Annotated in this window: 25 protein-coding genes, 1 pseudogene and 1 riboswitch; of the genes and pseudogenes, 6 read left to right on the top strand and 20 right to left on the bottom strand. The window is 32.6% G+C overall.

The features are described from left to right. Window positions 1-17 precede the first annotated feature (17 nt). Entirely contained in the window at window positions 18-989 is a 972-nt protein-coding gene (cbiM, locus tag ACSVC9_RS01735) for a cobalt transporter CbiM (protein ID WP_446898669.1), read from the bottom strand. A 172-nt stretch (window positions 990-1,161) separates the two neighbouring features. After that, complete coding sequence (locus ACSVC9_RS01730; protein ID WP_446898668.1) at window positions 1,162-2,700, bottom strand: N-acetylmuramoyl-L-alanine amidase; 1,539 nt, start codon at window positions 2,698-2,700, stop codon at window positions 1,162-1,164. Between the two features lie 193 nt (window positions 2,701-2,893). On the opposite strand from ACSVC9_RS01730, the gene ACSVC9_RS01725 reads away from it, so the two are divergent. Continuing rightward, entirely contained in the window at window positions 2,894-4,246 is a 1,353-nt protein-coding gene (locus ACSVC9_RS01725) for a hemolysin family protein (protein ID WP_446898667.1), read from the top strand. A gap of 110 nt (window positions 4,247-4,356) precedes the next feature. On the opposite strand, the gene ACSVC9_RS01720 is transcribed toward ACSVC9_RS01725, so the two are convergent. After that, window positions 4,357-4,914 (bottom strand): hypothetical protein, encoded by a 558-nt coding sequence (locus ACSVC9_RS01720; protein WP_446898666.1) that lies wholly within the window; start codon window positions 4,912-4,914, stop codon window positions 4,357-4,359. A gap of 122 nt (window positions 4,915-5,036) precedes the next feature. Beyond that, window positions 5,037-5,243: a cold-shock protein gene (locus tag ACSVC9_RS01715; RefSeq protein WP_294184506.1), complete on the bottom strand. Its 207-nt coding sequence runs from the start codon at window positions 5,241-5,243 to the stop codon at window positions 5,037-5,039. Between the two features lie 226 nt (window positions 5,244-5,469). Between ACSVC9_RS01715 and ACSVC9_RS01710 the strand changes: the two genes are divergently transcribed. Continuing rightward, complete coding sequence (locus tag ACSVC9_RS01710) at window positions 5,470-6,651, top strand: MFS transporter (RefSeq protein WP_446898665.1); 1,182 nt, start codon at window positions 5,470-5,472, stop codon at window positions 6,649-6,651. A 27-nt stretch (window positions 6,652-6,678) separates the two neighbouring features. On the opposite strand, the gene ACSVC9_RS01705 is transcribed toward ACSVC9_RS01710, so the two are convergent. From ACSVC9_RS01705 to modA, 5 genes are all read right to left on the bottom strand, one after another. Then, the gene (locus tag ACSVC9_RS01705; RefSeq protein ID WP_446898664.1) at window positions 6,679-7,638 is read right to left on the bottom strand and encodes a hypothetical protein; all 960 of its coding nucleotides are present in this window, start codon (window positions 7,636-7,638) and stop codon (window positions 6,679-6,681) included. A 129-nt stretch (window positions 7,639-7,767) separates the two neighbouring features. After that, complete coding sequence (locus tag ACSVC9_RS01700) at window positions 7,768-7,974, bottom strand: TOBE domain-containing protein (protein WP_446898663.1); 207 nt, start codon at window positions 7,972-7,974, stop codon at window positions 7,768-7,770. A gap of 303 nt (window positions 7,975-8,277) precedes the next feature. Then, entirely contained in the window at window positions 8,278-9,342 is a 1,065-nt protein-coding gene (locus ACSVC9_RS01695) for a sulfate/molybdate ABC transporter ATP-binding protein (protein WP_446898662.1), read from the bottom strand. Window position 9,343: 1 nt separating this feature from the next. Beyond that, the gene (modB, locus tag ACSVC9_RS01690; protein ID WP_446898661.1) at window positions 9,344-10,030 is read right to left on the bottom strand and encodes a molybdate ABC transporter permease subunit; all 687 of its coding nucleotides are present in this window, start codon (window positions 10,028-10,030) and stop codon (window positions 9,344-9,346) included. Window positions 10,031-10,079: 49 nt separating this feature from the next. After that, on the bottom strand, window positions 10,080-10,901 hold the full coding sequence (modA, locus tag ACSVC9_RS01685) for a molybdate ABC transporter substrate-binding protein (protein WP_446898660.1): 822 nt from the start codon (window positions 10,899-10,901) through the stop codon (window positions 10,080-10,082). Between the two features lie 458 nt (window positions 10,902-11,359). Between modA and ACSVC9_RS01680 the strand changes: the two genes are divergently transcribed. Then, a complete protein-coding gene (locus ACSVC9_RS01680; RefSeq protein WP_446898659.1) occupies window positions 11,360-12,493 on the top strand; it encodes an MFS transporter in 1,134 nt (377 codons plus the stop codon). 72 nt (window positions 12,494-12,565) lie between these two features. On the opposite strand, the gene ACSVC9_RS01675 is transcribed toward ACSVC9_RS01680, so the two are convergent. The 7 genes from ACSVC9_RS01675 to ACSVC9_RS01645 form a co-directional block, all read right to left on the bottom strand. Next, the gene (locus tag ACSVC9_RS01675) at window positions 12,566-13,699 is read right to left on the bottom strand and encodes a DUF1648 domain-containing protein (protein WP_446898658.1); all 1,134 of its coding nucleotides are present in this window, start codon (window positions 13,697-13,699) and stop codon (window positions 12,566-12,568) included. Between the two features lie 13 nt (window positions 13,700-13,712). Next, a complete protein-coding gene (locus tag ACSVC9_RS01670) occupies window positions 13,713-14,090 on the bottom strand; it encodes a GntR family transcriptional regulator (RefSeq protein WP_446898657.1) in 378 nt (125 codons plus the stop codon). Window positions 14,091-14,149: 59 nt separating this feature from the next. Continuing rightward, a complete protein-coding gene (locus ACSVC9_RS01665; protein ID WP_446898656.1) occupies window positions 14,150-14,584 on the bottom strand; it encodes a hypothetical protein in 435 nt (144 codons plus the stop codon). A 116-nt stretch (window positions 14,585-14,700) separates the two neighbouring features. Then, complete coding sequence (gene larA / locus ACSVC9_RS01660; protein ID WP_446898655.1) at window positions 14,701-15,972, bottom strand: nickel-dependent lactate racemase; 1,272 nt, start codon at window positions 15,970-15,972, stop codon at window positions 14,701-14,703. Between the two features lie 11 nt (window positions 15,973-15,983). Next, on the bottom strand, window positions 15,984-16,808 hold the full coding sequence (locus ACSVC9_RS01655) for a MetQ/NlpA family ABC transporter substrate-binding protein (RefSeq protein WP_446898654.1): 825 nt from the start codon (window positions 16,806-16,808) through the stop codon (window positions 15,984-15,986). A gap of 24 nt (window positions 16,809-16,832) precedes the next feature. Next, window positions 16,833-18,005, bottom strand: a complete 1,173-nt coding sequence (locus ACSVC9_RS01650) for a pyridoxal phosphate-dependent aminotransferase (protein WP_446898653.1) — start codon at window positions 18,003-18,005, stop codon at window positions 16,833-16,835. Between the two features lie 89 nt (window positions 18,006-18,094). After that, a riboswitch (SAM riboswitch) is annotated at window positions 18,095-18,196 on the bottom strand. A gap of 49 nt (window positions 18,197-18,245) precedes the next feature. After that, window positions 18,246-19,124, bottom strand: a complete 879-nt coding sequence (locus ACSVC9_RS01645; RefSeq protein ID WP_446898652.1) for a LysR family transcriptional regulator — start codon at window positions 19,122-19,124, stop codon at window positions 18,246-18,248. A gap of 170 nt (window positions 19,125-19,294) precedes the next feature. Here ACSVC9_RS01645 and ACSVC9_RS01640 point away from each other — a divergent pair, with 170 nt between their 5' ends. Then, complete coding sequence (locus tag ACSVC9_RS01640) at window positions 19,295-20,131, top strand: sulfite exporter TauE/SafE family protein (RefSeq protein WP_446898651.1); 837 nt, start codon at window positions 19,295-19,297, stop codon at window positions 20,129-20,131. Further along, a complete protein-coding gene (locus tag ACSVC9_RS01635; protein ID WP_446898650.1) occupies window positions 20,131-20,499 on the top strand; it encodes a DUF1634 domain-containing protein in 369 nt (122 codons plus the stop codon). The genes ACSVC9_RS01640 and ACSVC9_RS01635 overlap by 1 nt, the downstream gene beginning before the upstream one ends. 42 nt (window positions 20,500-20,541) lie before the next feature. Here ACSVC9_RS01635 and ACSVC9_RS01630 read toward each other — a convergent pair whose 3' ends face one another. The 4 genes and pseudogenes from ACSVC9_RS01630 to ACSVC9_RS01615 form a co-directional block, all read right to left on the bottom strand. Then, window positions 20,542-21,633, bottom strand: a complete 1,092-nt coding sequence (locus tag ACSVC9_RS01630; RefSeq protein WP_446898649.1) for an ABC transporter substrate-binding protein — start codon at window positions 21,631-21,633, stop codon at window positions 20,542-20,544. Window positions 21,634-21,666: 33 nt separating this feature from the next. Continuing rightward, a pseudogene (locus tag ACSVC9_RS01625) lies at window positions 21,667-22,447 on the bottom strand (ABC transporter ATP-binding protein). Continuing rightward, window positions 22,444-23,508: a FecCD family ABC transporter permease gene (locus tag ACSVC9_RS01620; protein WP_446898648.1), complete on the bottom strand. Its 1,065-nt coding sequence runs from the start codon at window positions 23,506-23,508 to the stop codon at window positions 22,444-22,446. Before ACSVC9_RS01620 ends, ACSVC9_RS01625 begins: the two are co-directional and overlap by 4 nt. 315 nt (window positions 23,509-23,823) lie before the next feature. Further along, window positions 23,824-24,096 (bottom strand): SoxR reducing system RseC family protein, encoded by a 273-nt coding sequence (locus ACSVC9_RS01615; RefSeq protein ID WP_446898647.1) that lies wholly within the window; start codon window positions 24,094-24,096, stop codon window positions 23,824-23,826. A 126-nt stretch (window positions 24,097-24,222) separates the two neighbouring features. On the opposite strand from ACSVC9_RS01615, the gene ACSVC9_RS01610 reads away from it, so the two are divergent. Further along, entirely contained in the window at window positions 24,223-24,759 is a 537-nt protein-coding gene (locus ACSVC9_RS01610) for a macro domain-containing protein (protein WP_446898646.1), read from the top strand. Window positions 24,760-24,800 lie beyond the last annotated feature (41 nt).

Below are 24,800 nucleotides of genomic sequence, written 5' to 3'. Positions count from 1 at the left end.
ATCTTTCCATTAACTTCTTAAGAATTATTGTTTTCTTTTCTTGATGAAGACAATATCTTAACCAATATAAGTATAATTGCTACTCCTCCTACAGCAGATATAATGTAGCCTGCAACATCATTCATACCAGATATTGAATAATCTGCCGCTACAGCATTATAATTAAAACCATGCTTGAATGCTTCAGGAATATATCCTACAAGCCCCTTTATTTCTTCAGAACCCCATTCGCCCCAGGCAGTTCCCTCTGCCAGCAATCCAATCGGACACAATGCTATGAGAATGATTAAAAGCCCATATAGAGGTTTTCTACTTGAACATTTATCTTCATATATTGTCCCAGGTGATACCTTTTTAACATACGCAAGCACAGCTGCCGTAATACCGCCTTCTATAATTCCAATTAAAAGATGTGGCAATATCATTGCAGGTATCGATATATTCAATCCATAAGGACAGTAAAGTGGTGCACCATTTATATCCTTAAATAGCATTGGCTGTATACCAAATTCTATAGATGCTACAAAGGCTGCTACCAAAATTCCTGCATAACCACCTATAAAAGCCGCTATGTATTCTCCTTTTTCATTTTTCAATCTGGATTTTGCAAACCTATAGATAGTATATCCTACAAATGGCATTACAAATGCCATATTGAAAGTATTCGCACCAAAGGCAAGTATGCCTCCATCTCCAAAGAAAAGAGCCTGAATTAGCAATGCTATAGTTACACAAATTACAGCTGCGTGAGGTCCTAGAAGTATAGCTGCCAGTGTTCCTCCCACTGCGTGGGCTGTTGTCCCACCAGGCACCGGTACATTAAACATCATTATCAAAAATGAAAAAGCAGCACAGACACCAAGAACAGGCAATTTCTTCTTAGTTATTTCTTTCTTTACTTTTTTTGAAGCTCTCATCCATACGGGAATCATAACTGCAAACATGACAGCGCAAGTAGATGGGCTCAAATAATTATCTGGAATATGCATAATAATCCCCTCCAATTAAACTTTATACACTAATAATTAAAGCAAAATCTATACCACATTCTCAGAGCTTATTTTATCTCGTTTTATAAAAAATTATTATCAAAATGATACAATTCGGTATCATTTTGATAATATAATAATCTATGGTTTCATATTAAGACAACCTACAACCTCAATTATCCTGCTGTATTTTTTTCATTATCCCATTTGCTATGCCTGTTGCAACCTTTTTTTGAAAATCATCACTGTTTAAAAGTTTTTCTTCCTGTGGATTGCTTATAAAACCTACCTCTACAAGCACAGCCGGTGCAGCAGTATTTTTTATAACATAATAATTGGCTGTCCTTATTCCCCTGTCTGTGGAACCTATAGCCTGTACAAGACTGGATTGTATATATTGTGCCAGCTCCTTCCCATTTTCACTGGAACTATAGTAATAAGTCTCCGTTCCACTCGCACTGCTGGCTTCAGCACTATTCATGTGTATGGATACAAAATAATCCGAACCGGCTGCATCAGATATGTCACATCTCTTCTGCAAATCTTCACTTACATTGGATGGCCAGGATACTTTGTCACTCGTCCTAGTGTATGTTACGCTTATTCCATTTTGCTGAAGAATTTTCCCAATTTTCAATGCTATGGACAAAGTTAAATTTTTTTCCATGCTTCCCCCTGGTCCAATTGCTCCTGGATCATATCCTCCATGACCCGGATCCAACGTTACCACTATATTTTTACCATTTATAAGTCTCTGTACCATTGCATCACTAACTACACCTATTCCTCCAATTATTTTTATTGATTTCACAGAAGATATATTCGTTTTTATCATACTCTGCTGATTTATACTGTTACTGTTTACAATAACAACAGGCGAATCGGTCTGAGCTGCGGCTGCAGAGCCGGAAAGTGCATCTGAAAATCCAGAACCTGTTGCCACGTAAACTGTACTCATATTTACGTATCCCTTTTTCAAAAATGAGTTTATTACTGCTGTATTTGTCTCGTATCTATCGACTCCAGCCAATCTTTCACAGTTTCCTATATAGCTTGCAATAGAATTTGATATTGCTCCTTCTCCCCCAACAATATAAAAACTTTTTCCCCTGTTTTGATCTATATATTGTTTAGCAGAATCTGACAGTGTCTTTGAACTTGTAAGAATCATTGGTATTTGTTTTGATCCCGAAATAGGAGCCATGGAAAGTGCATCTGCAAAGTTTTCTCCAGAAGCTATAGCTATACCATTTTGGGTTCCTATATTTTTTGCCACCTGAACACTGGTATCATACCTATCCTTTCCTCCAATTCTTGTAACAGATACTGAAATTCCCTCCAGTTGTCTTTTTACAGCATCGGATACAGCTCCTTCACCACCTACTATTATTGCATTTTTGGCTCCAAGCCTTTTTATTTCTAGAATAGTATTGTCTCTTAACCGACTTTTTTCAGACAAAAGTATGGGTGCCTCGTTCTTTCCCGCAAGTGTTGTTGAAGAAAGTGCATCCGCAAAATCTTCTCCAGAAGCTATTATTACACAATTAGACTTAGTAAAATTTGTTTTCGATACATTTACTGACGTATCATATCTGTTTTGCCCATCAGCTCTCGTTATATCTGGACCTGCAGCATATGTCTTGAAGTTAAATATAAAAACAAAACATACAAACAAAAACAATCCAAATATGGTCTTTCTTTTTATACTCATTTCTACCTCCTTGTATAAATCTACATAGTATATATGCATATTGCAATCCTTCTTACATTATAGAAGACGTTATAAAATTAAATACCGCTTCCAAAAATAATAAATAGCAATTTTATTAATCCGTTAAAATTGTATATATGTTATAATATGTTATAATATACTGAGTTTTTATTTAACAAGGGGGAATTTTTATATGGACAGTGGTCCGAGTAGCATTTTAATTGACCTTTTTTTAATCTTTATACTTATAATACTCAATGCATTTTTTTCCGCTGCAGAAATCGCAATAGTTTCAGTAAATAAATCAAAAATAAGAATACTTGCAGATAAAGGTAATAAAAAAGCTCAATTGCTGCTTGATCTCATGAAAGAACCGAATAGATTTTTGGCAACTATACAGGATATAATAACTCTGGCAGGTTTCCTTGCCAGTGCACTTTCAGCTACGTCACTTTCTCAGCCTCTAGCTGTATTACTTAACAAGTTAAATGTACCTTCAAGCGATGAGGTTGCAATAATACTTGGCACTATAATTTTATCCTATTTCACTTTAGTTTTCGGAGAATTATTTCCAAAAAAAATTGCTCTTCAGAATTCTGAAAAAATGGCATTATTTGTAGTAAAACCGCTTTTGTGGACATCAATGGTAACTTTTCCTTTTGATAAGATATTAACCCTATCAATTAATATTCTTTCAAAAGTAACAAAGATTAAAAGTACAAATATAAAAGATAATATATCCATAGAAGAAATACAGCTTATGATAGATGCAGGAGAAGAAACAGGTATAATAAATGAAACAGAAAAAGAAATGATAAATGGTATATTCAAATTTGATGATACCTTGGCTAAAAATATAATGACACCAAAAGTGAATGTGTTTGCTTTAGATGTAAGCACTCCCATTAAAGAAATTTTAAGTGAAGTTGCTAAGCATCAATATTCACGAATACCCATATATGAAAATGCAATTGACAATATAATTGGTATCTTATACATGAAAGATCTATTTATAGAGTTTCATAATGGAACATTAAATCATAAGTCTATAAGGGATCTTATAAGAAATGCTTATTTTGTTCCTGAAACTAAAAATATAGATGAATTATTTGAGGAAATGCAACTTACTAACAATCATATGTCAATTTTAATAGATGAATATGGTGACTTTACAGGTATTGTAACTATAGATGACTTAATAGAAGAAGTAATGGGTAATATTCCGGATGAACACGATAAATATGATACAAGTAATGAACCTATAAAAAAAATAAGTTCCAATACCTATATAGTAGACGGTCTGGTTCCAATAGACGATATAAATGAAGAATTATATATAGATCTGCCCTCTGATGTATTTGATACAGTTGGTGGATTTGTAATAGACCTTTTGGGTCACATTCCAAAACATAACGAACATAGTACTTTGAAATACAATAATTTAATCTTTAAAATAAAAAATGTAAAAGAAAAGAGAATAGATAAAGTTGAAATAATTATAGAAGATAATCCTAACACAAGACAGCCTGAAAATAATGTTGATTAATATAAGCCTAACTATTTTATAAAAACTGGTATAGTTATAAAAAACTATATCAGTTTTTTATAACCAGTTTTATCTTGATATATAAAACTTTTCCACTATTTTAATAAATTCTAGTAGGTACTTATATGAAGTGTATTTTTTCTTTTAATGTCTGCATGAGATAACATTTCATGTACTATATCCAAATATTTTTGTGATACTTGTGGACATTTTTCCAATATACTGTCAATTATAAAGTCAATATTATCATCATTAACTTCTCTTGCATTTATACTTTCATCTGTATTTCCTTCTGTATTTCCTTCTTCATCTATTACAATTTCATTTGTACTTAAAGAATTATATATATTATCCACTACTTCACATTTCATTGTATCTTTTGTATCTTCAAAATCTTTTGAAAAATATAAAATTCCATCCGCAACTGCAAATTTTCCATAAATATATTCTCTTTTCAACCCTGCAAATTCGCTTTCCTCAGAAGACGTATACTTCAAATGCTCTACATGTTTTACATCCACTATATAGTTGCTATTTTTTCTAGTCAAAACACATCTCACTTCGAGATCCATAAGCCTCTTTTTTATATGTTCCGAAAAATTTTCTCCGAACTCTGAAATAAACATTTTTACAGAGATCGTTTTTTTCATTTTATAATTTTTCTTCACAATAAACCCACTCCTTTAATTTTATTTAAAAATCACTTTCTAATAAAAAACCACCTTTCTAAAAGGTGGTAAAACACTTAATTAATGTTTATATTAACGTTCAATTTATTAATAGTGTAAAATTATGAAAGTTTTACAACATTAGCAGCTTGAAGTCCTTTTGGTCCTTCTTCTACATCAAATTGAACTTTTTGGCCCTCTTCAAGATTTTTTCTTGGTTCATCACTCTGTATGGCAGTGAAGTGTACGAAAACATCGTTTTCTCCTGGAACTTCAATGAATCCAAATCCTTTCTCTGAGTTAAACCATTTTACTGTACCTGTTTTCATTTATTATCCTCCTAAAGATAAAACACTTATAATTGATATATCTTGACTTTGTATATCGGTGTTTATAATATAATATTATAACACAAAAATGTAAAATTAACAATAAGCTTTGTCAACTTAAACATTTTGTTATTTAGTATATTATACAATAATTTTTCAGGATAATCAAATGATATTAATATTATCTTCAATCCATGATATAAAGAAGATAAAAGGAGGATATTAAATGCATAAAGATACTGTTTCATTCAATAAAATAAATCACGGTTTGGTAATTATAATGGCCCTTATCTGCTGTATTACGGTTGCAAACTTATACTACAATCAACCGCTTTTGGGAGATCTTGCAAGAAGTTTTAACGTATCAAGTAAAAGTATAGGTCTTGTATCCACTTTGACACAAATAGGATATGGAGTAGGTATGTTCTTTATAATTCCACTTGGGGATATAAAAGAAAGGCGCAGCCTAATTTTAAAACTTCTAGTGATTCTATCAATATTTTTAGTATTATTCGCTTTATCTCCAAATATAACCTTCCTTATTATAACAAGTTTTATCATAGGCTTCACCACAGTAATACCTCAGCTTATAATACCATTTGCAGCAGAACTTTCAGAACCTGAAACTCGTGGCAAAACTATAGGCAGTGTATTTAGTGGATTATTCATAGGTATACTCTTAGCTCGTACAGTAAGTGGATTTATAGGATCTTTCTTTGGATGGAGAACAATGTATTATATAGCTTCAGTACTTACAATTATATTATTTTTTATAGTACTTAAATTTCTTCCAAAAAATTATCCCAAATTCAAAAAATCATATAGGGAAACAATGTTTTCAATGAAGGGTTTATTGAAAAAAGAACCTATATTAAGGGAAGCCTCCTTAAACGGAGCCATGATGTTTGGTACCTTCAGTATTTTTTGGACAACTCTCATATTCTTTCTTGAATCACCGCACTATAATCTTGGAAGTGAAGCTGCAGGCTTATTCGCACTTCTTGGAATATCAAGTGTAATAGCCTCACCAATCGTAGGAAACATAAGCGATAAAAAAGGCCCAAAGTACGTTGTTGGAATTTCTATTATATTCTCAATTATAGCATTTGTAATTCTCATGGTATTAGGTTACAAGTTATGGGGAATTGCCCTTGGATTAATATTGCTTGATCTTGGAACTCAATCAGCACAAGTTGCAAATCAGACCCGTATTCAAAGCTTATCTCCTGATGAAAGGAATAGACTTAATACTATATTTATGGTTTCCTATTTTCTCGGCGGTGCTCTTGGATCATTCGTAGGTACATATAGCTGGAATATGTTGAGATGGAATGGTGTTTGCCTATCAGGATTCATATTCCTGATAATAGCTACCTTAAACCACGTACTTACAATAAGGAAAAATTAAATTTTCCTTATAGCAAGTGCATATAAATCAATTTGAGCATCCTGTACAGGATGAACATGGGGAATTGATATTAAGTGATAGGGTTTTTATATCAAAATCATATTCATCAATTTTACATTCATATAAAAATTGATGCTTGAATCCATTGCTGAATTCGACTTTATCTCCTTTAAATTCAATGTTAAGGGGTATTATCTCCATACTATTTTCATTAATTATACTCTGCTTCAGCATTGGTCTATATACTTGTTTTTCTCCAGTTTTTCTATTGGTAACTTCTATTCTATCTGTAGAAGTTACCAGAGATTCAACCTCGCCTTTTCTCGAAAATACCAATGAATTCGAATCTCCATGAATTCCAATGGCACCTGTATCATAAGCTTTTATGGTTCCTATTCTTGTCCTTGCATTTACATTTACACCAGGTTCAAAAGATTTTATTTTTCCGTCGGGATAAAAAGCTACACCTATTCGCAATGTCACATCACCTATAGGTGTGTGTATCTTTATATTGTTGCCGCGCCAAAAAGTTATACTCTTTAAGGGACCTCCCTCGTAAAAATATATTCCTATAACTTTTTGTTTCAATTTACCTATAGAAAGATCAAATTCCATTTCTTCTGCCAGGTTATACTCATCTTCTTCCGTCCAATAAGCCGTTATTTTACCGTTTAATGGGAATATTCTTTTTATATCTCCATTCTCATAGAAGGTCATGAATTCGGCAGGTACAATTCCCACAGAAGTATTGACCTCAATTTGCTTTTGCAAATAAATACTCTTTAAGTTACCATTTTTATAAAATGACAGCGATTCAATATGCTTTCTCCTAATCCCCCCATCTTCATACTGCGGGATAAGCGTTCCATAAGAACTATTCAACCTATTTAAAGAACTTAAGGTGCATTCCTTCACACTTCCATCTTCATAATAATCTATTCCTGATATTCCCCTGAGTATTCCGTATTTGGTATTCAACTCTTTCATAATTGTTCACCCCTAGATTATTTATTTTACATTACTATAGCATAACATTTTAAAAATATCTATATAAAAAATATACCCTTCTGTTAATCAGAAAGATATATTTTTTATACATTAGCAATTTTTCATAGGTTAAGCCATAATCATTACATTGGATGCCTTTATTACTGCAGTAGCTTCAGAACCCACTTTCAATCCCAAATTCTTAAGTGAATCCATGGTAATAATAGAGCATACTGATTTGCCTCCACCTAAATCTATTATTACCTCTGCATTTACAGCTCCTTCTTTTATCTTAACAATTTTTCCTTCCAGCTGATTTCTTGCACTAATTTTCATAATTGACTACCGTTACGCAAAATTCAGACTTTAACAGCCCTCACTGCTTACTTTTTCACTGTGTCCGATTATACAAATCGTCTGGTCTGACACTCCAAAGTCTTAAATTCGGATGTACTTCACCCTACCTATAGACAATCACATTTTGTTTACTACAAAATATGTATCCAAATAAACGGTTCTCAACTCCTTTTTCATATATTTGACCATAAATAATAAAATTCTATTATTTACTTGTAATTTAACATATTATAGATAATTATGCAATATATTTTTACTTTTGTATTGTCAAACACATAAAAATTATTTAATTAGAAAAATTTTGTCCGGATTAATATATACATTCCAAGGTTGTTTTACATTCTTCAATCTATTCCATATTTCTTTTTGGACCTCACACTGCAAATTTTTGGTTTTTTCATAGGGTCTATCCACAACAATATTTAAATGGATCATGACAGTAAAAGGACCTTCTACTGTACTATCTACAAAACATTTGAAAATATTACTATCATTATCATAGTTTACTATATCAACATAATGCGCTCTTATACCTATATAATCCGGCGAACCTTCAATTTTATCCTTTACCTTAATGGTACATCCCCAATCTACAGCTTTCACTGTATTCTCATCCAATATGTCAATCTTTGATATATTCTTACATCCAGTAAGTTGTGCAGCTGCCATAGTTGGTGGCTTTGAAAATATATAATCCCTGTATCCATAGGCATCAATATTTCCATTGTCAATTACTGCAATACTATTGCAAATGTGATATATTTCATCTCTGTTATGGGATACAAATACAGCAGTTCCTTCATAATGGTATAATATCTCAACAATCTGCTGTTCCATCCTGCTTCTAAGATGACTGTCCAGAGCAGAAAAAGGTTCATCCAAGAGTAATATCTCTGGATCAACAGCCAACGCCCTGGCTATTGCAACCCTCTGCTGCTGTCCTCCTGAAAGTTGACTTGGGAATCTTTCCTCCAGGCCTTCAAGACGCATCATTTTTATCTTTTCCTCAACTATTTTCTGTCTTTTTTCTCTGGGAATATTATCTAATGCAAAACTTATATTCTGAAGTACCGTCATATTGGGAAACAATGCATAATTCTGAAATAAAAAGCCCACTTTTCTCTTTCTAATAGGAACATTTATTTTCTTTTCTGAATCAAATAAAACCTTTTTATTGAGAATTATTTTTCCCTGATCTGGCGTAACAAGACCTGAAATGCACTTTAATGTCATGCTCTTTCCTGACCCTGAAGCACCCAGAAGTCCTATTATATTATCACCTGCTTTGAATTTGATTTTCAAATCAAACCCCTCGAAGCGCTTTTTTATATCAACATAAAGTCCCATCCTATTTTCTCCTTACTCCGTAAATGTTTCTCTGCTGATGCTCATTCCAGTAATTCATTAAAAAAATTACTACAGTTGAAATTATGACAATCAGTATAACCCATATAAGAGCTATGCTCATTTCTCCATTTTCAGCCGCAAAATAAATTGCCATAGGAATGGTCTGAGTTTTATGCGGTATATTTCCTGCCACCATGAGGGTTGCTCCAAATTCTCCAAGTGCTCTGGCAAAGGAAAGCACTGTAGCTGCTGCAATACCAGGCCAGGCCATTGGAATCATCACCTTCCAGAAAATCCTCGTATTAGACACACCAAGAGTCCTTGCAGCATTTACAACATTACTGTCTATTTGCTCAAAGGCACCTTTAGTCGTACGGTACATCAACGGGAATGCAACAATAGTGGCTGCCACAACTGTAGCCGGCCATGAAAAAATCAATGTAGTTCCCATTTTTAAAAGAAGTATTCCCAGCGGACCATTTTTCCCAAAAATAAGCAATAGGAAAAAACCAACTACTGTAGGAGGAAGCACCAGTGGCAATGTAAATACAGTATCCAAAATATTTCTCAATTTTCCATTGTAATTTGTCATCCAGTAAGCAGCACCTATTCCCATAAAAAATGTTATTATAGTAGCTAATAAAACAGTCTTTATAGAAATCAGTCCTGGTGAAATGTCAAATCCCATATTACACTCCCTCCTGCTCAATAAAATATTGGCTACATTAACTGGCTATCTATTTCCCAACCTTAAATCCATACTTTTCAAATACTTTCTGTGCCTTGTCACCAGACAGATATTCAAGAAATTCTTTAGCTGCATCCTGATTTTTGCTAGCCTTGACCACGGCTGCAGGATATATTACATCCTTATGGGAATTTGCCGGAGCAGTAGCTATAACTTTAACCTTATCTGACACCAACGCATCTGTCTTATATACAATTCCCGCATCAACATTTCCTGTTTCAACCCATGTCAGAACTTCTTTAACGTCTTTTCCATAAACAGCTTTTGGACTAACTTTATCCATAAGTTTCAGATTTGTAAGTATATCCTGCGAATATTGCCCTACCGGTACGCTTTTGATTTCACCAAGTGCTATCTTTTTAACCTTGTCACTTGCAAGATCCTCAAAACTAGTTACATTTGACGATGATTTAGGAGCTACAAGCACTACATCATTTTTCAGCAAATCCTTAATAGTATCATTTACAAGCAGATTCTTACTCTTAAGTGCATTCATCTGTTTAGTTGCAGCAGACATAAATATGTCAGCAGGTGCCCCCTGCTCTATTTGTTGTTGAAGTGAACCCGATGATCCAAAATTGTAAGTAATAGTTACATTAGGATGTTCTTTAGTATATAGTTGTTTTATTTCATTCATAGAGTCTTTTAAACTCGCAGCAGCAGATACCGTCAATGTTACGGCTTTATCTTGCTTTGTAGCTGAATCAGATTTTTGATTGCTGGAATCTTTATTTGCAGTTCCACATCCAACTGACAAAACTGTAATAAGTAAAAATAAAACAGCGGATAAAATTTTTTTAGATTTTTTCATCATAATACCTCCCCAAATTCTTAAATTTATTGATGTACAATTAATATTATAAAAAACGTTATATAAGGCTATATAACATTTTTTTATATTACACATATATTATATTCATGAAATGTTATATTATATATTATATATAAAATTTGATAAACAATCAATGTTTTATTGACAATTACGTAAATTTTAGCCCATATAATTACATAGTTATTAAAATTCATAGCATTAATCAACAAATTTTTATGTTATGCTATGCTATGTCATGTCTGTTTTAAAATTATTTATATTACACAAATTTTTCTAGAATAATATTATAATTTAGATTATAATTAATATTAATTCATATCTTCGGAGGTAGAATTTAAAATGATAACTATTTGATACACCTTTTCATAACAAAATATATTTTTTAATAACCTTACCTACAGATCTTTTTGTTATACAATTTCGGAGGTGTATCAAAATTGAATAATATAAAATTAATGTATATTATGAGCTTTCTTCAAGGGCTTATATTCTATGGTCCTGCTGCCACTCTATACAGGCAATCAAGAGGTTTATCCATATATCACATGTTTCTAATAGAATCAATATTTATGATCCTAATGATTATGTTTGAAGTTCCCTGGGGATGGTTTGCTGATAGATATGGGTATAAAAGGACTTTGATAATATCAAACTTTATACTTTTTTTATCAAAAATTATTTTCTATTTTGCTAACTCATTTTCTATGTTTTTATGCGAAAGAATTCTTATGGCTTTATATTCTTCTGGTATCTCTGGATGTGATACGGCACTTTTATATTCTTGTTCTGGTAAAAAAAATTCAGAAAAATTGTTTGGAGTATACAATTCCATGAACAACGGAGCTTTTATACTAGCCTCATTCATATTTACTTTCATGTCAATTGTATCCTTGGATTTTACTGTATTCGCCAGTATATTTCCATGTGCTATAGCCTTTTTTATAGCTTTCTTTATAGATGATACAAATTTATCTTCACATAAAAAATATAGCTTTAAAGACACCTTTAGAAACATATCCATAGATAAAAGAATACTTATAATAGTGGTTTCAACTTCACTTATAAGTGAAGTTGCCCACTCTATTGGAGTATTTTTAAATCAAATACAGTATATAAGAAGTGGACTATCAATAAAATATTTTGGTATTCTTACATCATTGGTACAGTGCTTTTGTATATTGGCTGTTTTTACTCACACAATAACTAAAAAATTCGGTGTAAAGAATATATTGCAGCTGCTAATAGCTGTTTTATCCACAGTGTGTTTAATTCTTGCATATACCAATAATCCTTTTTTAAGTGTATTTTTAATAGCTGCTACTCAAGGAATATTTGCAATAATCAGTCCAATTGTTTTAAATATAGAAAATGAATCCATAACTGCAGACAATAGAGCTACTATACTGTCTACATATGCCATTATAACAGATATAATAGCTTCTTTTGTCAACATATTCCTAGGTGTGTTTGCAGATATATCAATAAAATTGACTTTTTTGAATTGCTCGATAATAGCCGCTGTTTCTTTAATTTTAGCATATTTATTTTTTCACTTATACAAAACAGCCTAATTCGCCTATTAATTAGCACTATAAAAGAACTGACATCAAAACACAATAATAGATGCAGTTCTTTTTTTAACTCTAATTTTTCAAGAATCTAACGACAGTCATTACAATTATGATGAACAATATCATTCCTATATACACGGCCATTCCCAAAGGTCTTCCTGCATTTATAGTCCAGCCTACTCCAAATCTCTTTTCAATAAATACAGACGGATCATCTGGATTGTAATATATCGTATTGCCAAGTTTCCAGTATATATCATCATCTCTATTTTCCCTGGGGAATTTGTTTTTATTATCCTCATCCGGAAACTTTATATTTGCCCCTCCCTGTCCTAATTTTACAGATAGTATAATAATGCTTAAGAATATCAAAATTAAAAAAACGACAATTACAATTGTATAAAATATACTACTTATATTAAATATCTTAAATATCTGAACGGTTCCCATAGTAAGTAAGATATCAGTAAGGATACAATAAATCACCATGTATATGGACCATACTTTCCTAAATATCTTATTCTTCTCTACGGAGGCCCTTGGATTTGAAGAATTTATCTGCTGTTTAGACCATCCTATACTTTTATATATTATAAAAAATATAGCTGTACAAACAAGTTGTGCTAAGGGCATTTCCCATATTAGAAAGCTTGATTTGTCCTGATAACCTGTAATGTTTCCTGAAAAATCCCAGTTGGTGGCTACCCTATGAGGCAGTAAATCATAATGTGTATATCCTAAAATTATATTAACTAAAATTATTATTATTGGAATTAGAAATAGCCATGACGATACGATTGAATTCACCTTTTCTTTTGAAAAATCTGTATCAATAGTTACAAATTGTTTTTTCCCTTTAAACCAATTTTCTCTCTGCTTTAATCTTTTTACATTTCTATTTGATACTAAATATATTAGAAAACCTATAAAAAGGAAACCAAACACAGTAAATAGTATCATGCCAATACTAAAAAAAATATAATTCATAATACTAAATAAAACTATAACCGGAATCCCTATCAACAAATTATTCTTTACATATTTTTTCTTTATATCTTCAATTTCCTTTAAATCTATTTTATCCTCGGGTATTCTTACTCCAAATATGATTTCCTTTCTAGTAAACTTTGGAGTGAGCATTTCTATAATCAAAATTATTATAAATATAAAAAGCATATATAAAGACATATACAAATTTTCTCTCATGATTCTCGCCTCCCTATAATTTTAAGTTTGCGAACATTCTATGGCAATATTGGGAAAATTCTTCTTCATCTATACCTCTTAAATATGATTCTGATATCAGGTAAAGGAGTTCATTTTTAAGTTTATCTTTAAACTCCTGTGTATTGTTAGGCAATTTACAGCTTACTACCGCCCCTTTTCTTCTATCTATATTTAAATATCCTTCTGATTTCAATTCATTATAGGCCTTATTTACAGTGTGAAGATTTATGCCTACATCCTCCGCCATCTGTCTTACGGAAGGAAGATTCTCCCCCTTTTTTAAACTTCCTGATGCTATTGCCTGTATTATTTGCCTCTTAATCTGTTCATAAATCGGTTTTTCCGACTCAAAATTAACTTCTATTAACATATATTCCTCCTTTATATGCTACTTGTTATATAAATAGTATAACATAGATACATATATTATCAAACAGACAAACCTGCTGACAATAAGAATATCATGATAATCGGAACACTATCACATAAAATCCACATTATTATGAGCAACACCAAACTCAAATTTTTATATGTATTGTAAATATATAAGATTACATTATATACAAAGAATAAATTCGTAACTATAAATAGCAATAGTATAGGGACAGGATTAGCCATTCCATCTACAGCTAATATATGCAATATAATAACTAAGACAAGAACCGTAATTAAAAATGAAATTATTCTTAAACCATCTCTATTCTTTATATACCTGAATATTTTGAATCCATCATATATACACATAATTGCAGGCACGATAGCAATATACTCCAGCCAGTTAATAAAAAAATAAGCTGCAATTATAAATGCCGTAAAGCACAATATTTCCAGGGCAAAGTTCAAATCCTTGTTTTTTAAATTCATTTGTATTGTCTCCTTAATAAAATATATTCATAGCTATATATTACCATATATCATTCAATTTCTCATAAAAATACTAGGATTTAGTATTGAAATATATTTCAATACTAAATCCTAGTTTATACAGGAAGTGTATTTGCACCATAGGGCATAAGTATAACATTGGGATTGTCACCACTTAACTTATATGCAGTTCTAACTGCCTCCTCAAGAGACTTTACCGGAGTAAATCCAAATTTTCGTACTTCATCATCTTCAAGAGAGGACAAAAGAAAAACCTCTCTATTCTTTGCAGCATACAAAGTCTTATATGCCGCGTAACCAGGAACTGTAAAATTTTTCTTTAATGCCATTTCCATATCCTCAAGAGTTGTATATTTAAACCATTCCATGAATTCATCTGCACCCAGCCCTTCTATACACTGTGCGGCCACAATCAGCACACTGTCCTGTGATCCTGCATACAAACTATTATCAATGGTTTTAACTGTCTGATACAAATTTATATCTTTTGGATATCCACCTGCAGACGTTATAGTAATATCTGCCTTGTTTTTAATTTTTATTCCATAAAGTTCTCTAGTAGTATTACATCCCTCAATCCATGCCCTTTCAAAATCTCCAGCTGCAAACCTTACAAAGTTGCCATCGGTATCAAGTACCGCATTTACCAAAAAATCAGGTGAAACTTTCCTGCATATTTCGGTAATATCCTCACGCATAGGATTACCCTTAATCTTGTTTGGTCCTGCATTCAGGTTCAAACCGGAATTTTCTCCATTGTTAAAAACAAGCCTATGATTGTGTTGAATTGTTTCAAAACCTGCAACACCCGGAACAACACTTTTAGCTCCTCCCCCAAAACCTGCAAATAAGTGAAATGTAATTCCGCCTGTAAGTATAAGTCTATCTGCCTCCATTACTCTCTTATTTATATATTCAGGAGTACCAAAACTTGATATGCCAATGAACTTCAGCTCTTCTCTATTTCTACCATCATGGTTATATACTTTTATTCTACCATAGAGTTCTTTTCCTACGATAGATATCTTTTCAGCTTCCGAAGCTTCTCTGTGAGTTCCTACCGCAACTACAGCCGAAATATCTTCATCCTTTATTCCAAAAGAATTCAGGTAATTAACTATATGAATAAGAAATTCACTTGTTCTTATCCACATACGTGTTATATCTGAAACTATAAATACAATTTTTTCCCCAGGCTTGACTATTTGTCCTAATGGCTTTGAATTTACAGGGTTTTCAAGTGATTTAATAATTTCTTCCTTTATATTTTCAACATGTCCCGTTTTATTTGGAAGTATACTTTCTATTTTCCCTTCCAGATTTATTTTAATGACATCATTTCCATATTTAAAATTATATATACTCAATCAAACCACCTCTAAAATGCTGCTATAACAGATCCCTTGAAATGCTCTTCTATATATTTCTTAACTTCATCTGACTGATAGACTTTAATTAGTTTCTTTACATTTTCAGCATCTTTGTTATCAGGTCTTGCAACTATGATATTAATCCATGGAGAATCCTTTGGTTCCTGGAATATAGCATCTTTATTTGGATCCAGTTTGGCCTGTATTGCATAGTTGGTATTTATTGCGGCAACTGCAACATCACTTAAAGAACGAGGAACCATTGGCGCTTCGACTTCCAAAAATTGAATGTGTTTAGGATTTTCAGCCACATCCTTTATAGTAGCCTTTAGACTAACTCCACTTTTCAATTTTATAACCTTACCTTTTTCAAGAAGCATAAGTGCTCTTGCTTCATTAGTTGGATCATTTGGCAGGGAGATTTTATCCCCATCTTTTAGGTCATTTAAAGACTTTATCTTGCTGGAATATATACCCATTGGAAAGGTTACAGCATTCCCAACTTTCACCAGATTCATTCCGTGATCTTTGTTGAACTGATTTAAGTATGGTTCATGTTGATATATATTTGCATCAAGTTGCTTTTCATTTAATTGTGTATTTGGCTGAACATAATCGTTAAAACTTGTATACTCAACATCCAATCCCTGTTTTTTCGCAACTTCTTTAACCTTTTGTATTATTTCTTCATGAGGTCCTGCTGTAACCCCAACTTTAATTGTATTTGCTTCAGAATCCGATTTTCCCTCCGAACTCTTTGATGTAGCTCCACAACCTGAAAATACAATTGTTATTAAGAATATTGATATTAAAATGCTTCCTATCTTTTTCATAATAAGCCCCTCTTCATATAAAATTTATTCACTATAAAATCTAGCTTTTTCCTTAAGTGTCTTCAATTTTTCAATGGCCTTCAAAAGAGTATCATCTTTCTTTGCATAGTGGAGTCTTATAAGGTGGTTTACATCTTCTTTAAAGAAGCTTGAACCAGGTACGGCTCCTATTTTAACTTCTTTAGCCAGCCATTCACAAAATTTCAAATCGTTTTTTACGTTGAATTCAGATACATCTATTATTACATAATAAGCTCCATTGGGTTTTACATATTTTAATCCTGCTTCATCCAACCCGTTTAAAAAAAGATCTCTTTTCTTTGTATAAATGTTTTTCAACCAGTCATAATATTCTCCAGGCATTTTTAAGCCTGCAATTGCTGCTTCCTGAAGTGGTGCGGCTGCTCCAACCGTCAAAAAATCATGAATTTTTCTAACATTCTCTATTATTCTTTCATCTCCTATAACATATCCAAGTCTCCAACCTGTTATTGAATATGTTTTTGAAAGGGAACTACAGCTCAAAGTCCTGTTAAACATCCCTGGAAGTGAAGCAAAATAAATATGTTTATAAGGATCCATAACAATATGCTCGTATACTTCATCTGTTATTACAAATGTATCATATTTTTCAGCTAAACTTGCAATATACTGGAGCTCCTCCAAGGTGAAAACCTTTCCTGTAGGATTCGATGGATTACATAAAATGAGAGCCTTTGGTTTCTGCTTAAATGCATCCTCAAGTTCTTTCTTGTTGAATGAAAATTCCGGTGGATAAAGGGATACATATATTGGATCTGCTCCACTCAATATTGCATCTGCAGCATAGTTTTCATAAAATGGAGAGAATACTATAACCCTGTCACCCGGATCACAGACTGTCATGACAGAAGCCATCATTGCCTCCGTACTACCACAGGTAACAGCAATTTGTTTCTCAGGGTCTATATCTATTCCCATAAACTTTCTTTGTTTTTCTGCGAGAGCTTCCCTAAAATTTCCTGCACCCCAGGTAATCGCATATTGATGTGGACCTTTCTCTGCTGCAGCTTTAAGTGCTTCTTTTATTTCTTGCGGAGGATCAAAATCAGGAAAACCCTGTGACAAATTAATAGCTCCATATTTATTGGATATCCTTGTCATTCTCCTTATAACAGAATCTGTAAAGTTAACCAACTTCCTACTTAGTTCAGGCAACAAAAACACGTCCTTTCAAAATTATATTAAACAATAAGATTTATTCTCTAAATTAAAAAAACCCCTTTTCGATAAAAGAGGTAGCTTCCCTCTTATCTTTCAGTTAAAACTGCAGGAATTAGCACCTGGCAATAATAATTGCTGGTTGCTGGGTTTCATAGGGCCTTTCCCTCCACCTCTCTAGATAAGAATAAATCTATTAAATTATAGATATGATTATATTATTTACATGAAATAAAGTCAAGCCTTTTCTATCTGTGAAACTACATTCAAAAAATTTTTGGAAGCAGCTGACATATACCTGTTTTTTACACATATTGCGGCTATACTAGTTTCTAAATTTGAGTCATCAATTACTCTATAGTTCAAGTCTGATGCCTTTACTATATCTAATGCAGTCCTAGGAACCAGTGCAATTCCAATACCTGATTCTGCCCACAACAGAGTAGTCCTTGCATCATCACCTTTACATATTATTTCAGGTATAAAATCCACATTATGGCATGCCTCGAATATAATTTTCTCAAATCTCCTATATATGATAAGTGGCTTGTTCATGAGATCTCTTAAAATTATCGATTTTTTATCTGGAAAATAGTTTAAATCATTCCTAAAAACTGATATCATGGGTTCTCTGGAAAGTATTCTTACATTCAATCCCTCCTGGTTAAAGGGTGTTCTAACTATTCCTATGTCTATTACTCCACTATTTAATATTTCAAGTATCCTATATGTGTTTCCTTCCCATACTTCAAAATTTACATTTGGATATATGCTATGAAAATTTTCTATTATATAAGGGAAAAGTGTAGCCCCTGAAGATGAAACGGTTCCAATAGATAACGTGCCCTTTGTTCCTTCATTGAAATCCTTCAATTCCTTTACGGTTGAATCCACCAATTTCAATATCTGTTCAGCTCTGTTCTTGAGTATTTTACCGGCATCTGTCAGATGAATCTTTCTATTTCCCCTATCCATAAGTCTAGTACCCAATTCCTCTTCTAAAAGCTTTAAATGATAACTGAGAGGTGGTTGTGCTATATTGAGTTTTTTAGCTGCCTCCGTTATCTTTCCTTCTTCTGCAATTGCAAGAAAATATCTAAGTTGCTTAATATCCATGAAGAATATCACCTCTATAACTAAATAATAATAGTAAAAATATATAATAGAGAATATTTATATAATTTTTGTATATAAACAATATATAATTAATATTTTCAATATACTTTTATCCCTGATATAATAATACTTGAAAAATAAATTTTATTCAATATTGAGGAGATGATATTTTGTCACTGACGGTGCTAGAAATCCTATTGATATCTATTGTGGCAGGCATAGCTGGATCTATTCTCGGTCTTGGCGGTGGAACGGTAATTACTCCAGCCTTAACCCTTATATTTGGAATTGACATAAGATATGCTATAGGTGCAAGTATAATTTCAGTAATAGCAACTTCAAGCGGTGCTGCCATAGCCTATGTGCGGGATGAAATGACAAACATAAGAGTTGCAATGTTTCTTGAAATAGCAACAACGGTTGGTGCAATCACAGGTGCCTTCTTAGGTGGAATTATAAATGCCAACTATCTTTATGTACTATTTGGATTACTACTTATATATTCAGCCTTTGCGATGTTCAAAAATGGTAAAAGCGAATTGCCTGATAACGTTATAGAACACCCTCTGGCAGAAAAACTTAAATTAAATGGAGAATATCATGATGAGGTCTTAAAACAATCCGTCAAATACAAAGTGGCAAATGTACCTAGTGGATTTGGTGTAATGTATGGTGCTGGAATTATATCGGGTCTCCTAGGGATAGGAAGCGGAAGTTTTAAAGTTATGGCCATGGATTTGTTTATGAAACTTCCAATGAAGATATCAAGTGCCACAAGTAATTTTATGATGGGAGTTACTGGTGCTGCCAGTGCAGGGGTATTTTTTTTGAGAGGGGACATAGACCCTAAAATTGCAGGTCCCGTGGCGCTAGGTGTACTTGCAGGGGCAACTATTGGAGCCCGTATTATGAAGCGAATGAAAAATAAAACTATAAGAAAAATATTTATACCTTTTCTTATATACATAGCACTTCAAATGATATATAAAGGAGTGATTGCACTATAATGGACAATAGTAGATTAAAAAAGAATATACGAGAAATAGAGAACGTAATAAGTAAATTTCTACTCATAGGAGTTTTAACAAGTTCCACTGTTATAATAATAGGTCTTGCAATGTTCCTAATTTCAGGAAGTAGTGGATATGTGAAAAATTTCTATCCTACCCATCCACTTGAAATATTCATGGGATGTATGGCTTTAAAACCTTATTCAATAATAATGCTTGGATTAATGTTGTTAATAGCCATTCCAATACTCAGAGTAGCTGTTTCCATATTGGTGTTTTTAAAGGAAAGGGATTTTTTATATGTAAAAATCACAACTGTTGTACTTATAATATTAATAATAAGCTTATTCATGGGTAAAAATTAAAGGCTGTGTTTTACACGGCCTTTATATATTGGATAAATCTCATTAATTTGGATCTTGGGCACTTAAAATTTTGTTAGCTTCATCAGCAGTAAGATCATAACCCAAAAACTCCTTATAAAAATCCTGCGTTTCTTTCACCATATCCAAATCCTTAAATTGCTCCGGATGAATAAGCTTTGCCAGCCATTGAAATTGCAGGGCTGATTCCATGCCATATCTATCCCACAGGAAAACTCCCATTGGATTTACATATACCTTTTTGTTTTTAATTGCATTTACCTGACTCCACTGAGGATTGCTGTACAATTGATCAAGTGTTTTTATCGGGCTGTTTTTATCATTCAGTACACTTTTTCCCATAATTATTATATCAGGATTCCACTTGAGCACCTGCTCCATGGAAGCAGGTTTCTTGTTTCCTGCTATCTCAGCAGCATCTTTACCACCACCTGCCTGTATCCAGTCATCTACTATGGTTTTTTGCCCATCAATTGTAAGAGGTTTAAAAGATTCTATATGTAATATTTTAGGTTTTTTTGAATCCGGTATTTTGGAAGTTACCTCTTTTACCGCTTTAAGCCTTTTATCAAGATATGAATTATACTTATCTGCTTTATCCTTGGCATCTCCACCTAAAACCTGGGCAGTTGTATTTACAACCTTTTTCAGATCATTATAATTCTGGAATATCAATTGTACTGTAGGGATTCCAAGTTCCTTTGTCTTTGCAAGTAATTTTGAATCTGTAGGTATGAATAATACATCCGGCTTTAATTGTGCAAGTGTCTCTGTATTAACAGTTGTATTTGTAAATATGGTCTTAGCCTTATCCATATCTGGAAATACCTTATAAAGCCACGGATATGCCTTCTTTGAATCAATAGTTGCAACTATTTTATCAGAACCACCGAGCATAGCTACTATCTCATTGTGTGCCGGCCATGCATCGGCTATCTTGTTCACATTGTCAGGAACAGTTACTTTTAAACCTGTCGAGTCTGTAATTACCCTACCCTTACTCTCCTGAGTATTGTTTTGAGAACTTGTACTGGTCTTACCACATCCGGCAAATAAAAACAATGCAGCAAAAATAATAATGATTAAACTTTTTACCTTGCTAATTCTTTTTCTCATAATTTCACATCCTTAATTTAAAATAATGATTTATTAAAGCAGTGGAACACAGGATTTAATTTTATTCCCACTGTCCAAAACTGTATTTATAATTTTTACATTCACCCCATAGGCATCTCTGAGGTTTTCTTCAGTAACAATATCATCTGCAGTTCCTACCATAAATTTATTATTTTTCTTCAAAAGAGCAACCTGGGTGGAACATAGAAAAGCATGATCGGGAAAATGAGATGTCATTATAATAGCCAGTCCTTCTTTAGAAAGTTTTAAAATCTGTCTCAGAACTCTTATTTGATTTCCAAAATCCAGATTGGACGTAGGTTCATCCATAATAAGTATATCCGGTTCCTGAGTAAGAGCCCTTGCAATAAGCACCATCTGTCTCTCTCCACCACTTATTTCCGTATATATCTTACCTTTCAAATAGCTTATTCCAATTATGTTCATATTGTTTTCTGCAATCTTCATATCTCTTCTTCCCGGTGAACTCATTGCACCAAGATGTGATGTTCTGCCCATAACAACTACATCTTCCACCGTAAACGGAAATGGAGTACTATGCGTTTGAGGTACATATCCTATAGTTTTTGCAAGTCTTTTTCTATCCCACCTGCTTATATCTTCGTTATTTATATGTATTTCCCCCTGACTTTAACTTCAGGAATCCGAGAATAGTTTTAAAAAAAGTTGTTTTCCCTGCTCCATTTGGTCCAAGAATACATAGTATTTCCCCTGATTTCACAGTTAAGGACATATTGCTTAATATAGTTTTGTCACCATATCCACAGGATATATTTTTTATATCCAGGATCACCTCCAACTCCTCCTTCCCTTTAAAAGCAAATATATAAAAAATGGAGCACCAATTAACGAAGTCAATATTCCAAGTGGTATTTCCACAGTAAATATACCTCTTGCTATATCATCTACCAGCAGCAGATATATGCTTCCAATAAGCATTGACGCCGGAAGTGCAATTTTATAATTGGGACCTACAATCATCCTCGCAAGATGAGGTATTATAAGCCCTACCCAGCCAATTATTCCTCCTATTGATACTGATGCCGCCGTAATCAAAGTTGAACAAATTATTACAATGGTCTTCATTTTGTAGGTATTCACTCCAAGAGCCCCTGCCTCCTCATCCCCAAAAGATAATACATTCAACTTCCATCTTAAGGCAAACAATGGAATTATCCCGATAAGCATTGGGACAATCATAATCATGACATCTCTCATAGTCACAGTGGAAAGTCCACCCATAAGCCAGAATGTTATTTCCGGAAGTTTATCCTCCGGATCACCTACATACTTGATTATAGATATAAAAGACTGCATAAGACTTGATATAACCATACCAGTAAGTATAAGACTCAATACAGATCCCTCGTTTCCACGATTTATGACTGAATTAATACCAAATGCCAGAAGTACCGCTGCAAGTCCAAATATAAATGACATAATTTGAACTTCCAGGGAACCAAAGGAAAGTAAAAGTCCTATAGCCGCTCCGAGACCAGCCCCACCTGATGCTCCAAGTATATCAGGTGCCACCATGGGATTCCTAAATAACCCCTGATAGGCAGAACCAGCTGCAGAAAGAGAACATCCTATAAGCAATGCTGCAAAAATTCTTGGCATTCTCACCTTAAATATTACATTTTCTACATTTGCACCATAATAGGAAGCCGTACCTGTTATCTTAGCGTGAAATACATTTATAATTTCAGAAAGTGATAAATGATAACTCCCTATAGTAAAAGAAAATAAAAAGGCGCATACAAGTATTCCTAAAAACATCCAGTTAGCGTGAACCCTTTTACTTTTATCCAATTTGTATATATGATCTGATGGAATATCATAATCTACTTTCACCCGTATTGTCACCACCTTTTTTGTATATAATAAAGTATAACGTACTATAAAGCCATATTTTACAAATTATTCTTTATAATTTGTAATGTTTTATTGCTTTTTATCATTGTATTAATAATATAATAATATTTATGAACTAAAATTACAATATCGTTAATTAATTAGTGCAATATTTAGCATAATATTAAAGATTATTCAACCTTTAGCACACTTGTTACGTTTACTTCATAAATATACATAATTTAATAAAATATTTAAAAGAAAAAAAGGTAAATTCATTTTAGAATTTACCCAACAAAATTCATATAATATTATCTACATATCATCCCAGTGAATTTTTTCCTGATTTTCATCTACTACAGCAGATTTATCAAACAGCTTTATTAATATAACTACCAGGATGAATGCAACTATTCCTCCAATAATTTGCGCAGTCTTAATATTATTAAATCCAGCAGACTTTCCTATATACCCACCTAAAAATGCTCCAATAAATACAGTTACTATAGGAAAAATAAAGAGCATAAATGCAGCTGTTATCATATTTGTGGTTTTATCATTCTTATTATGTTCTTTCATTTTAAACATCACCATCCACCTTTATTATAACGTCTTAAATATCTATTATAAAGATTTTTTATGTAAAAATTTTGATTTATTCATAAATTATCAGTTAAAATATAATTATATAAATTTAACCGTGGAGGCCATAAAATGATTAGAATAGATGAGAAAAAAATAATAATAAAAAAGGGCAATATAACGGATGAAACCAGTGATGCTATAGTCAACCCTGCAAATAGTTCAATGCAGCATGGAGGTGGAGCTGCTCTTGCCATTTTAAAGGCAGGTGGACCGCAGATACAATCAGACAGTAACAAGCTCATAGAAAAAATAGGACTATTGCCTGTTGGAAAAGCAGTAATAACTTATGGTCATAATTTACCCTCCAAATTTGTCATACATACTGTAGGCCCTATAATGGGTGAAGGCAATGAGGATAAAAAATTAAAAATGGCTGTTAAAAGTGTATTGAATCTTGCAGAATCCTATAACCTGAAATCCATATCGATACCAGCCATAAGTTCAGGTATTTTTGGATTTCCAAAAAATAAATGTGCGGAGATACTTCTTGAAACTTCTGTCAATTTCTTTAAGACAGGTAATGTAGATTTACAAACTATTGTAATGTGTAATTATGACGATGAAACTTACAAAATTTTTTTAGACGAGGAAAAAAAGTATGCTTAAATTTTTATGACAGTAATTATTTAGCGGGGAATTTTTTGATT

Source organism: Clostridium sp. LBM24168, from assembly GCF_052953915.1.
Note: the sequence above shows the minus strand (reverse complement) of the source record. Positions and strands in the feature narration are given on the sequence as shown.

Bases quoted from the DNA above. Each gene is read 5' to 3' on its own strand.
- cbiM (WP_446898669.1), bottom strand. From the start codon at position 989: ATGCATATTCCAGATAATTATTTGAGCCCATCTACTTGCGCTGTCATG.
- ACSVC9_RS01730 (WP_446898668.1), bottom strand. From the start codon at position 2,700: ATGAGTATAAAAAGAAAGACCATATTTGGATTGTTTTTGTTTGTATGT.
- ACSVC9_RS01725 (WP_446898667.1), top strand. From the start codon at position 2,894: ATGGACAGTGGTCCGAGTAGCATTTTAATTGACCTTTTTTTAATCTTT.
- ACSVC9_RS01715 (WP_294184506.1), bottom strand. From the start codon at position 5,243: ATGAAAACAGGTACAGTAAAATGGTTTAACTCAGAGAAAGGATTTGGA.
- ACSVC9_RS01710 (WP_446898665.1), top strand. From the start codon at position 5,470: ATGCATAAAGATACTGTTTCATTCAATAAAATAAATCACGGTTTGGTA.
- ACSVC9_RS01705 (WP_446898664.1), bottom strand. From the start codon at position 7,638: ATGAAAGAGTTGAATACCAAATACGGAATACTCAGGGGAATATCAGGA.
- ACSVC9_RS01700 (WP_446898663.1), bottom strand. From the start codon at position 7,974: ATGAAAATTAGTGCAAGAAATCAGCTGGAAGGAAAAATTGTTAAGATA.
- ACSVC9_RS01695 (WP_446898662.1), bottom strand. From the start codon at position 9,342: ATGGGACTTTATGTTGATATAAAAAAGCGCTTCGAGGGGTTTGATTTG.
- modB (WP_446898661.1), bottom strand. From the start codon at position 10,030: ATGGGATTTGACATTTCACCAGGACTGATTTCTATAAAGACTGTTTTA.
- modA (WP_446898660.1), bottom strand. From the start codon at position 10,901: ATGAAAAAATCTAAAAAAATTTTATCCGCTGTTTTATTTTTACTTATT.
- ACSVC9_RS01675 (WP_446898658.1), bottom strand. From the start codon at position 13,699: ATGAGAGAAAATTTGTATATGTCTTTATATATGCTTTTTATATTTATA.
- ACSVC9_RS01670 (WP_446898657.1), bottom strand. From the start codon at position 14,090: ATGTTAATAGAAGTTAATTTTGAGTCGGAAAAACCGATTTATGAACAG.
- ACSVC9_RS01665 (WP_446898656.1), bottom strand. From the start codon at position 14,584: ATGAATTTAAAAAACAAGGATTTGAACTTTGCCCTGGAAATATTGTGC.
- ACSVC9_RS01655 (WP_446898654.1), bottom strand. From the start codon at position 16,808: ATGAAAAAGATAGGAAGCATTTTAATATCAATATTCTTAATAACAATT.
- ACSVC9_RS01645 (WP_446898652.1), bottom strand. From the start codon at position 19,124: ATGGATATTAAGCAACTTAGATATTTTCTTGCAATTGCAGAAGAAGGA.
- ACSVC9_RS01635 (WP_446898650.1), top strand. From the start codon at position 20,131: ATGGACAATAGTAGATTAAAAAAGAATATACGAGAAATAGAGAACGTA.
- ACSVC9_RS01630 (WP_446898649.1), bottom strand. From the start codon at position 21,633: ATGAGAAAAAGAATTAGCAAGGTAAAAAGTTTAATCATTATTATTTTT.
- ACSVC9_RS01615 (WP_446898647.1), bottom strand. From the start codon at position 24,096: ATGTTTAAAATGAAAGAACATAATAAGAATGATAAAACCACAAATATG.
- ACSVC9_RS01610 (WP_446898646.1), top strand. From the start codon at position 24,223: ATGATTAGAATAGATGAGAAAAAAATAATAATAAAAAAGGGCAATATA.